We start from the raw sequence: 15055 nt of genomic DNA, 5'->3' as shown, positions 1-15055 counted from the left end.
ACGCAACTTATGTCATTATTCCCTGCGTTCGGTCTATGCCCCTGACAGGACGATCTTTTTTGTTGCCTCGTCAATCTCCGATCACTCTTTCTGTGCTGCCGGCGATTTCAGTCTGAACCGCTGAATTTTCCCCGTCGCGGTTTTGGGCAGGTCTTGGCAGAACCGGATGGAGCGCGGGTATTTGTAGGGCGCAATGACGGATTTGGTATGGGCCTGAAGGTCTTCACGCATAGCGTCATCCGCCGTCGCCCCTTCGACCAGAACAACATGCGCCTCGACGATATGCCCGCGTTCGGAATCCGGCGCGCCGATCACCGCGCATTCCGACACGGCCTCATGGGCCAGCAACGCGGCCTCGACCTCGGGTCCGGCAATATTATAGCCCGCCGACACGATCATATCGTCATTGCGGGCAGCAAAATGGAAATAGCCATCGGCGTCTTTATAGAAACTGTCGCCTGTGATGTTCCATCCGTCCGAGACGTAGCCCCTCTGACGGTCATCGTTCAGGTATCGGCAGCCGGTGGGGCCGCGAATGGCCAGCCGGCCAACGTCGTCCGTGTCAGCTTCGGTGCCATCGTTTTTCAGAACCCGCGCCTCATATCCGGCCACCGGTCTGCCGGTGCAGGCGGGGCGATGATCGTCAAACCGGTTCGAGATGAAGATATGCAGCAATTCGGTGGCCCCGATACCGTCCAGCATCGGCTTGCCTGTCCTGGCCATCCAATCGTCATAGACAGGTTTGGGCAGCGTTTCACCTGCCGAGACCGCAGCGCGCAGGCTGGACAGGTCGGCACCATCCTCCATCGCCTGCAGCATGACGCGATAGGCGGTGGGGGCGGTAAAGCACACGGTTGCCTTATACTTCTCGATAATCTCGATCATGCCGGGTGGCGAGGCTTGTTCCAGCAACGTGGCCGTCGCGCCAAACCGCAAAGGAAAGACTGCCAGCCCGCCCAGCCCGAAGGTGAAGGCCAGAGGGGGCGAGCCGACAAAGACATCTTCGGGCTGCACATCCAGAACTTCGCGGGCATAACCGTCGGCGATGATCATCAGATCGCGGTGGAAATGCATCGTCGCCTTGGGCTCACCGGTCGAGCCGGAGGTAAACCCCAGCAAGGCCACATCATCCCGCCCGGTTTGCACACAGTCAAACTGAACCGGTTTTTCCAGCGCCAGCCTGTCCAGTTCGGCATCGTGGTTCGACGTGCCGTCAAATCCAACGACCCGCTTCAGGAACCGGCTGTCACTGGCGCAGGCCCGCATCTCGTCCATCAGTCGGGTGTCGCAGAGCGCGAATTGAATCTCTGCCTTGTCGACCTGTTTGGCCAGTTCACCGGCGCGCAGCATCGGCATCGTGTTGACCACGACGGCCCCGGCCTTGGTCGCCGCGAGCCAACAGGCCACCATTGCCGGATTGTTGGCCGACCGGATCAGAACCCGGTTGCCCGGCGCCACTCCTAGGTTTTCGACCAGCACATGCGCCAGCCGGTTGGTCCAGTCGCTGAGCTCCTTATACGTCCGCTGCCGCCCGTTTCCGATCAGCGCGATATTGTCGCCAAAACCTTTGGCGACCATCGCATCCGTCAGTTCATACCCGGCGTTCAGAAATTCAGGATAGTCGAACCCGTCCAACAGGAACTCCGGCCACTGGTCTTGCGGCGGCAGGCTGTCGCGACTGAACGTGTCGGTATGCGCGGACGGTCCCAGCATCACTTCCCCTCCATATGGGCCGCCATCGTCTGACGCGCGATGACGACTTTCTGAACATCCGAAGCGCCTTCGTAGATCCGCAAAGCCCGGATTTCGCGATACAGCGATTCAACGGGCATGCCGGACCTCACGCCGTCTCCTCCGAAAAGCTGCACCGCCTTGTCGATGACCAGTTGCGCGTGGTCGGTGGCGAACAACTTGGCCATCGCCGCCTCACGCGTGATGCGGTCCGCGCCGCTGTCCTTGGCCCAGGCAGCGCGATAGACCAACAGCGCCGCCGCATCGACATCCAGCGCCATATCCGCAATGTGGCCCTGCACCATCTGCAGATCGAACAGGGGCGCACCCTGAATTTGACGGGACGAAACCCGTGCCAGAGCTTCGTCCAGTGCCCGCCGGGCAAAACCCAGGGCCGCCGCAGCAACGGTCGGGCGGAATACGTCCAGCACGGACATGGCAATGCGAAACCCCGCGCCGGGCGACCCGATCATTGCCTGCACCGGCACCCGCACATCGTCAAACCGCAGCGTGGCCAGCGGATGCGGGGCGATGGTGTCGAGCCGCGCGGCGATCTCAAACCCGGGCAGATCGGGAGTGACGACAAATGCCGACAATCCCCTGGCACCGGGCGCTTCTCCGGTGCGGGCGAACAGGGTGTACACGTCGGCAATGCCGCCGTTCGATATCCAGGTTTTTTCCCCGTTCAGCACGTAATGGTCGCCGTCACGCGTGGCGGACATGGTGGAGCTCGCCACGTCCGACCCGGACTGCGGTTCCGTCAGTGCAAAGGCGGATATCGCCTGCCCATTGCGCGTTTTCGGCAACCAGGTCGCTTTTTGTTCCGGTGACCCGAACAGGGATATCGCTCCGGTCCCAAGGCCCTGCATCGCAAAGGCGAAATCCGCCAGACCGTCATGCCGCGCCAGCGTTTCGCGGGCCAGGCACAGGGTTCTGACGTCAATCTGTCCGCCGTCATCGGCCGTCGGGTTCAGCACCCCGGCTTCGCCCAGCGTTCGAACAAGAGTGCGACACGCGGCATCCGTATCGCGATGGTCGATCTCAAGCCCCCGCGCGACTTCTTCCATGCGCGCAGCCCAGTCCCGGTGTCGCTGTTCGAAAAACGGCCATGAAAGGAAGCTCTGATCCGCCATCAATCCCCCTCGAACACCGGTTTTTCTTTTGCGACAAAGGCGTTATAGGCGCGTTCGAAATCGCCGGTCTGCATACAGATGGCCTGCGCCTGCGCCTCGGCCTCGATCGCCTGTTCGATCGACATGGACCATTCCTGTGCCAGCATCGTCTTGGTCATCATATGGGCGAAATTCGGCCCTGCGGCGATGCGCCGGGCCATGTCCTGTGCGGCTGTGTCAAGCTGGGTGGCGTCGACGACGCTGTTGTAGAACCCCCAGGCTTGACCTTCCTCGGCGCTCATCGACCGGCCGGTATATAGCAGCTCTGCCGCCCGCCCCTGACCGATGATCCGGGGCAGAATTGCACAGGCCCCCATATCGCACCCGGCAAGCCCGACCCGTGTGAACAGAAAGGCGCATTTCGCTTGCGGCGTGGCGATCCGCAGATCCGAGGCCATTGCGATTATGGCCCCCGCGCCCACGCACACACCATCCACCGCTGCGATCACCGGCTTGCCGCAATTCACGATCGCCTTGACCAGATCGCCGGTCATCCGGGTAAAGGTCAAAAGCTCTTTCATATTCATCCGGGTCAGTGGTCCGATGATGTCATGCACGTCGCCGCCGGAACTGAAATTGCCGCCATTCGATGCAAAGACAACCGCATCGACGTCGTCGGAATAGACCAGATCCCGAAACCAGTCGCGCAGTTCGGCGTAGCTGTCGAAGGTCAAAGGGTTCTTACGGTCAGGCCGGTCCAGCGCAACCGTGGCGATGCGGTCTCTGATTTCGCACCGGAAATGCGTGGCGTCACGGGTCATTGGGGTCCTCCGGCAAGCTGAATTCTGTGGTGAGTGTCCGTGCCTCTTCGGCTGTGAACTGGCCCAGCATGTCCGCGATCCAGGCTTCATGCGCGGCCGCCTGACGGGCAAACTCCTCACGCCCTTTCTGTGTCATCCGCACGCGGTGCGCGCGGCGATCCCCCGGTACCGGAACGCGCACCAGCAGCCCGTCTTCGGCCAACCGGTCCACGATGCCCGTGACGTTGCCGTTGGACACGCGCAGAACGCCGGAAATTTCGCTCATCTTCAGGCCACCCTCGAACCGCGACAGGGCGGCCATCACGTCGAACCGGGGAAGCGTCGTATCGAATTCCGAGCGAAAATTTTCCCGCAACTTGCCTTCGATGCTGCGCGTGGTCTTGAGCAGTCGCAGCCAGAGGCGCAGCCTTTCCTTCGAGGCCCCTTCCAGCGGCGTCTGGGCGAGGGTTGGCGTCATACTTCACCCCCGGATAGTGACAGCGTATGGCCGTTCACGGATCTGGCCGCATCCGAACACAGCCACATCACCGCATCCGCGACCTCATCGGGCTGGATAAAACGGCGCTGCGGATTGCCACTGTGCAAAGACGCCGCGGCATCCTCTGCGCTCATCCCCGTTTTTTCGACGATATTTGCAATCGACCGCTCCAGCATGGGGGTGTCCACAAAACCCGGGCAAACCGCGTTCACCGTGATCCCGGTCTGCGCCAGCTCGACCGCCAGCGCGCGCGTCAGGCCCACTACACCGTGTTTTGCCGCGCAATAGCCCGAGACATACGCAAACCCTTTCAGCCCGGCGGTCGAGGCAATGGCAATCAGGCGACCGATGCCCGCTGACTGCATGTCCGGCAAACCGGCTTTCCACAGATTGAACACGCCGACCAGATTCACCTCGGTCATCGCGCGCAGGTCCTCCGCCGTCATCTTGCGAAACGGAACGGACTGCGCGGCGCCAGCGTTCGCTATAACCACCGTAACCGCGCCGCGCGCAGCACGCGCGGCGGTAAAGGCCGCTTCGACCTGCGCGGCATCGGTCACGTCGCAGACCTCATATGGCAGCCCCTGTTGCTGCAAACTGGTCTCGGTCCGGCCCAGCAGCGTTACGGCTGCCCCGCTTTGCGCGAATGCGTGGGCGATGGCCGCACCAACCCCTGTTCCACCGCCGGATATGATCACATGGCTCATACTTTGCCCGCCATTTCCGCCTCACGGTCGGCCAGCCGCCAGGCCTGATCCCGACCTGCCTCGTACGGCTTGGGCCAGGTTTCCAAACGGTCTCCCAGTTCAGTGGCCGCGTGCAGGGTCCAATACGGGTCGCTCAGATGCGGGCGGGCCAGACAGACCAGATCGGCGCGCCCGGCCATCAGGATCGAATTGACGTGATCGGCCTCGTAGATATTCCCCACCGCCATGGTGCTGATGCCGCGCTCATTGCGGATGCGATCCGAAAACGGGGTCTGGAACATCCGGCCGTAAACCGGCTTGGCCTTGATCGAGGTCTGGCCTGCGGAAACATCCACGATGTCGGCGCCGGCGGCGTCGAACATGGCCGCGATCTCAACAGCTTCTTCCGGCGTGACGCCGTCATCGCCCGCCCAGTCGCTGGCTGAGATGCGGACGGCCATCGGCTTTGTATCCGGCCAGACCGCGCGCATGGCTGAAAAGACCTCCAGCGGATAGCGCATGCGATTTTCCAGACTGCCGCCATAGTCATCGTCGCGGGTATTCGACAATGGCGATATGAAGGACGAGATCAGGTAGCCATGTGCGGCATGCAGTTCGATCATGTCGAACCCGGCGCGATCCGCCATCTGGGCTGCCGCAACAAATTCGTCGGTAACCTTGTCCATATCCGCGCGGTCCATCTTTTTTGGCACCGCGTTTTCATCCGACCACGCAAGGGCCGAGGCGGAAATCAACGGCCAGTTCCCTTTCTCCAGCGGCTGATCCATGCCCTCCCATCCGATCCGTGTAGATCCTTTGCGGCCCGAATGACCGATCTGGCAACAAATCTTGGCTTCGGTCTCGGCATGGACAAAATCCGTCAGGCGACGCCAGGCGGCTTCGTGTTCCTCTGCATAAAGCCCCGGACAGCCCGGCGTGATCCGCCCCTCCGCGCTGACGCAGGTCATTTCGGTATAGACCAGCCCCGCCCCGCCTTTGGCACGCTCGCCATAGTGAATCAGATGCCAGTCCGTCGGACAGCCATCGACGGCCTTGTATTGCGCCATGGGCGAAACCACGATCCGGTTCTTCAGCACCATGTCGCGCAGGCGAAAGGGCGCGAACATGGGCGCACGGGCGGGGGCGTTGGTTTCCGCTCCGGCCTGCTGCATGAACCAGGCCTCGGCCCGGCCCAGCCAGCCCGCATCCCGTTCGCGAAGATTCTCGTGGCTGATCCGCTGCGACCGGGTCAACATTGAGTAGTTCAACTGCACGGAATCCAGATCAAGGTACCGCTCCACGTCCTCGAACCATTCGACCGAGTTTCGCGCCGCCGATTGCAGGCGCAGAACCTCCAGCCGGCGCTCATCCTCATAGCGGGCAAACGCGGCCTCAAGCGTTGCTTCCGTGGTGATGAACTCTGCCAGCGCAATCGCGCTTTCCAGCGCCAGCTTGGTGCCTGACCCGATTGAGAAATGCGCGGTTGCCGCTGCGTCCCCCAACAGCACGACATTCCGGTGGCTCCACTTTTCACACAGAACCCGCGGAAACCGCAGCCAGGCCGAGCCCCGGATATGCCCGGCGTTGGTCATCAAGGGATGGCCGCCCAGATGATCCTTGAATATCTCTTCGCAGACGGCAATCGACTGCTGCTGGGTCATGTTATCGAACCCGTAGGCGTCAAACGTCTCTTGTGTGCATTCGACGATGAAGGTCGCTGTGTCAGGGTCGAACTGATAGGCATGCGCCCAGACCCATCCCTTGTCCGTCTTTTCGAAGATAAAGGTAAAGGCATCATCGAATTTCTGATGCGTTCCCAGCCAGACAAACTGGCACAGCCTCTGGTCGATGTCCGGCCTGAACACATCCGAAAACTCGGAACGGGTTTTCGAATTCAATCCGTCCGAGGCGATAACGACGTCGTAAGCCTCCATATATTCGGACGCTGAGGCGACTTCGGTTTCAAACCGCATCTCAACGCCAAGCTCGCGGGCGCGCGCCTGCAGGATCAGCAACAGCTGCTTGCGCCCGATGCCGCAAAACCCGTGCCCGCTGGACAGGGTGCGCTGACCTTTGTGCACCAGCGCGACATCGTCCCAATAGGCAAAGTGGTCACGGATTCTTGCCGCGCTCACCGCGTCATTGGCCGCCAGGTTATCCAGCGTTTCATCGGAAAGGACCACCCCCCACCCAAAGGTGTCGTCAGGGCGGTTGCGCTCGATCACAATCACTTCGGCATCCGGATCGCGAAGCTTCATCGAAATCCCGAGATAAAGACCAGCAGGTCCCCCGCCGAGGCATGCAACGCGCATCGTTACCCTTCCCCTCATCAGTTGCCGTACCTGAAACGCTAGACCGAGTCGGCCATCCCTTCAAGTTCAAATATTTTATGCTTGAAGTTTTATCTGATGCGGCTAGGCTTTGCAGGTGTCTTCCAATGCGGCAGGTATGTTGTCTGATGGTGGTTCGGATAGAAACGCGCGGTGATGTGGCGGTTGTGACGATCGACAACCCGCCCGTGAACGCAGCCAGCCAGGCCGTGCGCGCAGGTTTACTGACAGCGCTGTCCGTGGCTGAGGCGGATGATGCAATCCGGTCGGTCGTCCTGCGGGCCGAGGGCCGGACCTTCACCGCCGGTGCTGATGTGAAAGAATTCGACAGACCGCCGCAGGAACCTCATCTGCCCGACGTCATTCACGCCATTGAAAATGCAGCGAAACCCTGGGTGGCGGCCTTGCACGGGACTGTCCTGGGTGGCGGGCTGGAAATCGCGCTTGGCTGCACGTATCGCATCGCAGGCCCTGATACCAAGCTGGGTCTGCCTGAAGTAACGCTTGGCCTGATCCCCGGAGCTGGCGGAACCGTCCGGTTGCCGCGCCTGATCGACCCAGTCCAAGCATTGAAAATGGTGGCGGCAGGAAAGCCCGTATCCGCAAATAAAGCGCGTGATCTGGGTCTGATCGACAATATTGCGGACACCGATCTTACGGCACATGCCGTTTCGCTTGCGCAGCAGGCTGCGGACAATCCGGCCAGAACGGCGCTGAGCCGTGCGGACGCCCGACCCATTGCTGATCAGGAGGCGTGGCAGGCTGCAAAGCACGCAATCCTTTCAAAAGCGCGCGGCGCCCATGCGCCTGCCGCGGCGGTGGCTGCCGTGCAGAATGCGCTCGACCTTCCGGCGCCGGAGGCATTGATCAAGGAACGCGAGGCTTTCCTGACACTGAAATCCGACCCGCAAAGCGCGGCCTTGCGCTATATCTTCTTTGCGGAACGTTCCGCGCCGAAACCACCCGAACTGAAGGGTGTTGCGCCCCGCCCCCTCAACACTGTCGGGGTGATCGGCGGCGGCACCATGGGGGCCGGGATCGCAGCCGCCTGCCTGCTGTCGGGCCTGCCGGTCACACTGGTCGAACGGGACGAACACGCGCGCGCAGCCGGATTGGGCCGTGTAGAGGGCATTCTGAAAGACAGCCTGAAACGTGGCCTCATCGACCAGAGCAAGTTTGAAAATCTCATCGCATCATTGACGACGGCAACGACGTATCAGGCCCTTTCAGACACCGGACTTGTCATTGAGGCGGTATTCGAAGACATGTCCCTGAAAACCCGAGTGTTTCAGGATTTGGATGCCATCCTGCGGCCTGAGGCAGTGTTGGCGAGCAACACGTCATACCTGGATATCGGTGCCATCGCACGCCAGACCCGACACCCCGAACGGATGATCGGCCTGCACTTTTTCTCACCCGCGCACATCATGAAACTGCTTGAAGTCATCATCCCCGCACAGGCTGACCCATCTGCGGTCGCCACCGGGTTTGCGCTGGCCCGAAAGCTGGGGAAAATCGCCGTACCTGCGGGCGTATGCGACGGGTTTATCGGCAACCGTATCATGTCGGCCTATCGGCGCGAATGCGAATACATGATCGAAGATGGCACCCTGCCCTGGGACGTGGACCGGGCGATGCGAGCCTTCGGCTTTCCCTTGGGCCTGTTCGAGATGCAGGACCTTGCCGGGCTCGATATTGGCTGGGCGATGCGCAAAAACCGCGCCTCAACCCGCGATCCGGATGAGCGTTACGTTAACATCGCCGACAAGCTGTGCGAGGCCGGGCGGTTCGGCCGCAAGGCCGGAAAAGGCTGGTACGACTACACCGATGGCAAGGCGGAACCCTCGCAATGGGTAAAAAGCCTTATTCTTGCGGAATCCGCGCGCAAGACCATTGCCCGTGCGCCGATATCCGACGCTGATATCACGCGGCGCATCCTGTCGACCATGCAGGCCGAGGCACAAACGCTGCTGACCGAGGGCATCGCGCGGCGGGCTGAGGATATCGACGTTGTCATGGTCAACGGCTACGGATTTCCCCGATGGCGCGGCGGGCCGCTGTTCATGACCACACAGGGTTCATCCGTGGGTTAAAGCGGAACCCGCGCCCGAAAAACCGACCCGTACTGAGACAGAACGGTTGACGGACGGGCTGAGATTCACTCAATGTCATTCCAGCCAACAATGGGGAGCTGCGGTTTTGTCAGCCAGCCTTCGCAAACCTACGATGCGTCGCGAAACCGGGTGCGATCTGGTCGCCTGACCGGCTGAAAGCGGACAGTTCTCATCCAACCCGTCCCCGGGTTTGTTCCATTCCTTCAGGCTGATACCCAAATGATCCAAAATGAAGGATTGCGTTTGGCAATCGACATCGGCGGTACGTTTACCGACACCGTTCTTCTGAACCGCGCATCGCAGGTCGTGGCACCGACCAAAACCCCGACGACACCGCAGCGCCCGGCCCTCGGCGCCCTGGAAGGTGCCGTGCATGTGCTGGAAACCGCAGGGGCTGAGTGGTCGCAGCTCAGCGGTTTCATCCATGGCACGACGCTGGCAACCAATGCACTGATCGAGCGGCGGGGCGCCACGACGGCCACCATCACGACCCGCGGATTTCGGGACATTCTCGAAATCGCCTATGAGCGCCGTTACAGCCAATACGCGATTGATCTGGTAAAGCCCGATCTGATCGTGCCGCGCGCGCTTTCGCTGACCATCGGCGGACGCATGAATGCAGGCGGGCAAGAGCTTGAGCCGCTGGATGAAACGGACATTGCACCGATTGTGGCCACGCTGAAAGCGCAGAAAGTGGATGCCGTGGCGATCTGCCTGATGCACGCCTACGCCAATCCGGCACATGAGTTAAAGCTGCGGGATCTGTTGAACCGGCAGATGCCCGGTCTGGTCATCTCACTAAGTCACGAGGTCAGCCCCGAGGCGCGCGAGTTCGACCGGCTCTGCACCACAATCGCCAATGCCTATGTGCAGCCCCTCATGGCCGGGTATCTGCGGGATTTCGAAGCGCGGTTCCGGCAGATGGGGCTGACCTGCCCGATCCTGATGATGACTGCCGGCGGGGGCATGACCACGCTTGAAACCGCCGCCCGGTTGCCGATCCGGCTGGTCGAATCCGGCCCGGCCGGAGGCGCAGTTCTTGCCGCCCGCATCGCGCAGGCCACCGGCGAAAAGGACGTCTTGTCGTTTGATATGGGCGGCACGACCGCCAAGCTTTGCCTGATTGACGACTACCGCCCCCAGACAGCGCGCAAGTTCGAGATTTCCAGGGCCGAGCGTTTCATCAAAGGGTCGGGAATGCCGGTGCGAATTCCGGTGATCGAGATGATTGAAATCGGGGCCGGGGGCGGCTCCATCGCCAGCGTTGACCGTTTGCGCCGTATTCAGGTTGGGCCCCACAGTGCCGGATCAGACCCCGGCCCTGCTGCTTTTGGTAAGGGCGGCGACCGGCCAACCATCACGGATTCCGACCTGACGCTGGGCCTTATCGAACCGGGGCTGTTTGCCGGAGGTCGGCTTCAACTGAACCCCGGTGCCGCCCAAAAGGCTTTGACCCGCGACATCGCTGAACCGCTTGACCTTCGTCCCGATCAGGCGGCGTTTGCGGTCAGTGAAATCGTTGACGAAAGCATGGCGAGCGCGGGCCGCATGCACGCGGTCGAATCCGGCAAGGACCTGGGCAACCGGGTGATGATCGCCTTTGGCGGCAACGGCCCGCTTCACGCCACAAGGGTCGCGCGGCGCGCGCAGATGCAACGCGTTTTGATCCCACAAGACCCTGGCGTCGGGTCGGCGGTCGGGTTCCTGTATGCCCCTGTTTCATACGAGGTCATTCGGTCGCGCTATGCCAGGCTGGACAGTCTGGATATCGACGGGTTGAACCGTTTTTTTGCCGAAATGCAGACCGAAGCCGAACAGGTTGTTCGGGCGGGTGCCCCGGAAGGTCTGCTGCGGCAACGCCGGATCGCCTATATGCGGTATCACGGTCAGGGTCATGAGATCGAAATCCGCCTGCCCGACCGGGCACTGAACACTTCTGATGTGGATGTTTTGAGAACCGCTTTCGAGGCGGAATACAGTCGGCAGTTCAGCCGGGTCGTGCCGGGTATGACCGTAGAGATCCTGAATTGGGGTCTGTCCGTGTCATCCGACCCGCCGCCGCACGCGGCCTGTACGGGCACGCCCTCTGCCTATCGTGCCAAGCCGGCGGCAAAACGCCGAATTCTGTGCGACGTCAGTGGGGATTGGCGAACCGCCGATGTGTTCAGCCGCGCCGAGCTGAAACCGGGCGCGGCGTTCGAGGGGCCGGCCCTGATTGTCGAGGCGCAAACCACAACTCTTGTCAGCGCCGATTTCAACGGATCCGTGGACAGTCAGGGCAATATCTGGCTGACACGGCAAGAGGAGGCGCAGAGATGATCCCATCAGATACACGCCTGCAGGTAATGTGGAACCGGCTGCTGGCCGTGGTGGAAGAACAGGGGCAGGCGCTGATCCGTGCGGCGTTCAGCCCGATCGTGCGCGAGTGCGGCGACATCTCGGCCGGAATATTCGATGCAAAGGGCCGGATGCTGGCGCAGGCGGTGACCGGCACGCCCGGGCACATCAACACCATGGCCGAAGCGGTGAAAACGCTGCGGTCCCGTTTTGATCCGGGCGCCATGAAGCCCGGCGATATCTACATGACGAACGACCCCTGGATTGCCTCGGGGCATCTGAATGATTTTCTGCTGATGATGCCGGTTTTTCACCGTGATGCCGTCATAGGGTTTACCGCCTGCACGTCCCATCTGGTCGATCTCGGCGGGCTTGGCATGGGGCCGGAAGGATCGGACATTTATGACGAAGGGCTGCTGATCCCGCCCTGCAAGCTGGTCAGCGAGGGCGAGGTCAATGCCCTGCTACTGGAGATCGTCAAGGCCAACTCGCGCGAGCCCATCGCCAATGAAGGCGACATTTACGCCCTTATCGCATGCTGCGAGGCCGGGTCGGTCCGGTTGACCCAGATGATGCAGGAATTCGGCATAGCCGACCTGCAGGCATTGTCCGACTTCATCATCCGGACATCCAGGCGGGGAACTCTGGAAGCCGTCGCCAAACTGCCCAAGGGCACGTGGCGCCATGTGCTGAAAGTGGATGGATATGATCAGGACATTGAACTGCATGCCGCGCTGACCATTGCCGATGATCACCTGTTGCTGGATTTCGACGGCACCGCAGCCTGTGTCGGCAAGGGGATCAATGTCCCTCTGAACTACGCGACCGCCTATTCGGTGTTCGCGTTGCGTTGCATCATCGGGGCAGACATCCCGAACAACGCGGGGTCGCTGGAGCCGTTTCGGGTGACCGGCCCCGAGGGGTGTATCCTGAATGCGCAACCACCCGCACCGGTCGCCATGCGCCATACGCTGGGTCAGATGACCCCAGATCTGGTTTATGGCTGTTTGTCACAGGCGCTGCCCGGGAAGGTGCCGGCCGAAGGCGCGTCTTGCATGTATGACCTGCCCCTACGCCACGCACCCGAGGCCATCGACAGGGGCGACGGTCTTTTCGCGCTTGAGCTTGTGTTCAACGGCGGCACCGGTGCCCGGCCCAGACTAGACGGGCTGTCCGCCACGGCCTTTCCCAGCGGCGTCTGGGGCAGCCAGGTCGAAACCACCGAGGCGGTCGCCCCGGTCCTGTTTCACCGCCGCGAACTGAGGCCGGATTCCGGCGGCGCAGGCCGGTTCCGGGGCGGTCTGGGGCAACGCATCGAACTGAGCGCTTCGAAGGATCAGGATCTGATGCTGTTTCTGTCGGTCGAACGGATCAGAAACCCCGCCGCCGGGCGCGACGGCGGACATGACGGCGCACCCGGCTGTATTACGGTCAACCCCGGAGGGCACATCCTGCCCGGGAAAGGCGAGGTGCGGATCCGGGCCGGGGAAACCCTGGTCTTTGAGACTCCGGGCGGCGGCGGGTTCGGCCCGCCCGGTGAACGGGCGCAACGCGCTGTTCAGGACGACATCCGGTCTGGCCTTGTCAGCGAAGAAGGCGCCAGAACCCTGTATGAGAGGTTGAAATGACCACCCCGCTTCCTCACATCGCGCAAATGTCCCCTTACGCGCTGGCGGAACTGAGCGTGCCCGAAGGGAAACCCCTGATATCGCTGTCGCAAAATGAAAGCCTGCGTCCGCCAAGCCCCAGGGCGCTGGATGCCGCGGCGAAGGCGTTGGGGGCGTCGATGCTCTACCCTGATCCGAACTGGACCGAGCTGCGCCATGCGCTGGCTGACCTGCACGATCTGGACGCCGGATGCATTTTGTGTGGCAGTGGATCGCTGGATTTGATCGGCTGCCTTGCGCGGGTGTTTGCCGGTCCGAACCGCGCGGTTCTTGCCCCGGCCCATGCCTATCCGTTCTTCCGCACTGCGGCCCAATTGGCGGATGCCCGGTTCGACATCGCGGCGGAAACGGAGGCCGTTGTCAATGTCGACGCGCTGCTCGGGGCGGTTCGGGCGGATACCGGGCTTGTATTCGTCGCCAACCCCGGCAACCCGACGGGCACGCGCATACCGAAATCCGAAATCACCCGCCTGCGTCTGGGGCTGCGATCGGATATTCTGCTTGTCATTGACGAAGCTTATGGCGAATTTGCCGACCATCTGGGTGAACGGTGCTTTGATCTGGTTCAGGATGGAAACACGGTGGTTCTGCGGACTTTTTCCAAAGCCTATGGCATGGCCGGGTTCCGCGTTGGCTGGGGGCTGTTCCCGCCAGCGATAGCCGCCGAATTGCGCAAAGTCATGAACCCGAACAACATTCCGGCAAGCGCTCAGATGGCCGCAGCCGCAGCCGCCCGGGATGACAATTACATGCGCGAAACATGCGCGATGACCGCCCGTCTGCGGGATCAGACCGCAGCAGAGTTGGCCAGCGCGGGGTTTCACGTCTATCCCAGTCTCACAAACTTTCTGTTGCTGGACATGGGCAGCGCCGAAGCGGCGCAAAGTGCGGACAGGGTGCTGCGATCGGACGGGGTGTTCCTGCGTCCTCAGGGCGGGGCGGCGCTTGCGCATTGCCTGAGAATGACCGTCGGCCCAAAGGAGGCCATGGGCAAGGCCCTGACCTTTCTCAGACAATGGAAAGAGGAGACACAGCCATGAACCGGTCACGAGGCCGCGCCCGGCTTGGCGTGTTGGTGCCCTTTACCAACACAAACCTTGAACCTGATCTGACCCTGATGCAGCCGCATGGCGTTTCGGTCCATGTGGCGCGGCTGGGTGGATATGATGAGGATGAAATCCCCGACGAATCCCAGATGCAAAGCTTGGGGGCCGTAAACCTGGAAGACCCCTTGCAATTGCTGGCCGGCGCAAAGCCGGATGTCATCCTGTATGGCTGCACGTCGGCCACACTCACCCACGGCCCCGAATTCGACCGGGCTCTGGCCGATCGGATCGGCCCACAAAGCGGGGCAGGAACGGTGACCGCGGCCGGAGCGCTTGTCCATGCCCTGACCACACTCGGCGCGGAACGCATCGGGTTTGCCTCACCCTATGTGCCTGCCATTAACGACATGGCGATCAAGTTCCTTGCGGATCTGGGGTTTGAAACGATCCGGCGATCCGAAACCAGCGAAACACTGGACAATGCCGGACAGGGCGCGCTGGACCCGGATGCGGTTTTCAGGCTTGGCCTTGCAGCGGATCACCCGAAGGCGGACGTGCTGGTGCTGTCCTGTACGGATATGCGCAGCGTCGAGACGCTGGAGCGTCTGGAAAACGAGGTCGGGAAACCCGTGATCAGTTCAAATCAGGCAATGCTGTTTCAGGCGCTGCAACTGCTTGGCATAGGTGAGCCGATCAAAGGATTCGGGCGGTTGCTGGTACAGCCGAGGTGATT

General features: G+C 61.7%; 11 protein-coding genes. 5 read left to right on the top strand and 6 right to left on the bottom strand.

What is annotated here, in order from left to right:
* Window positions 1-81: 81 nt before the first annotated feature.
* Genes ACXAC3_RS06880 through ACXAC3_RS06855 form a run of 6 tightly spaced genes read right to left on the bottom strand, consistent with a single transcriptional unit; the run spans window position 82 to window position 7140 of the window.
* Window positions 82-1713, bottom strand: a complete 1632-nt coding sequence (locus tag ACXAC3_RS06880) for an AMP-binding protein (RefSeq protein WP_475158088.1) — start codon at window positions 1711-1713, stop codon at window positions 82-84.
* Window positions 1713-2864: an acyl-CoA dehydrogenase family protein gene (locus ACXAC3_RS06875; RefSeq protein WP_475158087.1), complete on the bottom strand. Its 1152-nt coding sequence runs from the start codon at window positions 2862-2864 to the stop codon at window positions 1713-1715. Before ACXAC3_RS06875 ends, ACXAC3_RS06880 begins: the two co-directional genes overlap by 1 nt.
* Window positions 2864-3664: an enoyl-CoA hydratase family protein gene (locus ACXAC3_RS06870; protein ID WP_475158086.1), complete on the bottom strand. Its 801-nt coding sequence runs from the start codon at window positions 3662-3664 to the stop codon at window positions 2864-2866. Before ACXAC3_RS06870 ends, ACXAC3_RS06875 begins: the two co-directional genes overlap by 1 nt.
* On the bottom strand, window positions 3654-4121 hold the full coding sequence (locus ACXAC3_RS06865) for a MarR family winged helix-turn-helix transcriptional regulator (protein ID WP_475158085.1): 468 nt from the start codon (window positions 4119-4121) through the stop codon (window positions 3654-3656). Before ACXAC3_RS06865 ends, ACXAC3_RS06870 begins: the two co-directional genes overlap by 11 nt.
* Window positions 4118-4849: an SDR family NAD(P)-dependent oxidoreductase gene (locus tag ACXAC3_RS06860; protein ID WP_475158084.1), complete on the bottom strand. Its 732-nt coding sequence runs from the start codon at window positions 4847-4849 to the stop codon at window positions 4118-4120. The genes ACXAC3_RS06865 and ACXAC3_RS06860 overlap by 4 nt, the downstream gene beginning before the upstream one ends.
* A complete protein-coding gene (locus ACXAC3_RS06855; RefSeq protein ID WP_475158083.1) occupies window positions 4846-7140 on the bottom strand; it encodes a bifunctional salicylyl-CoA 5-hydroxylase/oxidoreductase in 2295 nt (764 codons plus the stop codon). The genes ACXAC3_RS06860 and ACXAC3_RS06855 overlap by 4 nt, the downstream gene beginning before the upstream one ends.
* Before the next feature lie 125 nt (window positions 7141-7265).
* Between ACXAC3_RS06855 and ACXAC3_RS06850 the strand changes: the two genes are divergently transcribed.
* From ACXAC3_RS06850 to ACXAC3_RS06830, 5 genes are all read left to right on the top strand, one after another.
* Window positions 7266-9251 carry a 3-hydroxyacyl-CoA dehydrogenase NAD-binding domain-containing protein gene (locus ACXAC3_RS06850; RefSeq protein ID WP_475158082.1) on the top strand — a complete coding sequence of 662 codons (1986 nt, stop codon included), beginning with the start codon at window positions 7266-7268 and terminating at the stop codon, window positions 9249-9251.
* 240 nt (window positions 9252-9491) lie between these two features.
* On the top strand, window positions 9492-11591 hold the full coding sequence (locus ACXAC3_RS06845) for a hydantoinase/oxoprolinase family protein (protein WP_475158081.1): 2100 nt from the start codon (window positions 9492-9494) through the stop codon (window positions 11589-11591).
* The gene (locus ACXAC3_RS06840; protein ID WP_475158080.1) at window positions 11588-13237 is read left to right on the top strand and encodes a hydantoinase B/oxoprolinase family protein; all 1650 of its coding nucleotides are present in this window, start codon (window positions 11588-11590) and stop codon (window positions 13235-13237) included. The genes ACXAC3_RS06845 and ACXAC3_RS06840 overlap by 4 nt, the downstream gene beginning before the upstream one ends.
* Window positions 13234-14316, top strand: a complete 1083-nt coding sequence (locus tag ACXAC3_RS06835; RefSeq protein ID WP_475158079.1) for a pyridoxal phosphate-dependent aminotransferase — start codon at window positions 13234-13236, stop codon at window positions 14314-14316. The genes ACXAC3_RS06840 and ACXAC3_RS06835 overlap by 4 nt, the downstream gene beginning before the upstream one ends.
* Window positions 14313-15053 carry a maleate cis-trans isomerase family protein gene (locus ACXAC3_RS06830; protein ID WP_475158078.1) on the top strand — a complete coding sequence of 247 codons (741 nt, stop codon included), beginning with the start codon at window positions 14313-14315 and terminating at the stop codon, window positions 15051-15053. Before ACXAC3_RS06835 ends, ACXAC3_RS06830 begins: the two co-directional genes overlap by 4 nt.
* Window positions 15054-15055 lie beyond the last annotated feature (2 nt).

The sequence above is a fragment of the Ruegeria sp. ABV4_181 genome (genome assembly GCF_056158465.1).
Note: the sequence above shows the minus strand (reverse complement) of the source record. Positions and strands in the feature narration are given on the sequence as shown.

Coding starts and splice junctions, on each gene's coding strand:
- ACXAC3_RS06870 (WP_475158086.1), bottom strand. CDS start 3,664: ATGACCCGTGACGCCACGCATTTCCGGTGCGAAATCAGAGACCGCATC.
- ACXAC3_RS06850 (WP_475158082.1), top strand. CDS start 7,266: ATGCGGCAGGTATGTTGTCTGATGGTGGTTCGGATAGAAACGCGCGGT.
- ACXAC3_RS06835 (WP_475158079.1), top strand. CDS start 13,234: ATGACCACCCCGCTTCCTCACATCGCGCAAATGTCCCCTTACGCGCTG.
- ACXAC3_RS06830 (WP_475158078.1), top strand. CDS start 14,313: ATGAACCGGTCACGAGGCCGCGCCCGGCTTGGCGTGTTGGTGCCCTTT.
- ACXAC3_RS06855 (WP_475158083.1), bottom strand. CDS start 7,140: ATGCGCGTTGCATGCCTCGGCGGGGGACCTGCTGGTCTTTATCTCGGG.
- ACXAC3_RS06845 (WP_475158081.1), top strand. CDS start 9,492: ATGATCCAAAATGAAGGATTGCGTTTGGCAATCGACATCGGCGGTACG.
- ACXAC3_RS06875 (WP_475158087.1), bottom strand. CDS start 2,864: ATGGCGGATCAGAGCTTCCTTTCATGGCCGTTTTTCGAACAGCGACAC.
- ACXAC3_RS06840 (WP_475158080.1), top strand. CDS start 11,588: ATGATCCCATCAGATACACGCCTGCAGGTAATGTGGAACCGGCTGCTG.
- ACXAC3_RS06860 (WP_475158084.1), bottom strand. CDS start 4,849: ATGAGCCATGTGATCATATCCGGCGGTGGAACAGGGGTTGGTGCGGCC.
- ACXAC3_RS06880 (WP_475158088.1), bottom strand. CDS start 1,713: ATGCTGGGACCGTCCGCGCATACCGACACGTTCAGTCGCGACAGCCTG.
- ACXAC3_RS06865 (WP_475158085.1), bottom strand. CDS start 4,121: ATGACGCCAACCCTCGCCCAGACGCCGCTGGAAGGGGCCTCGAAGGAA.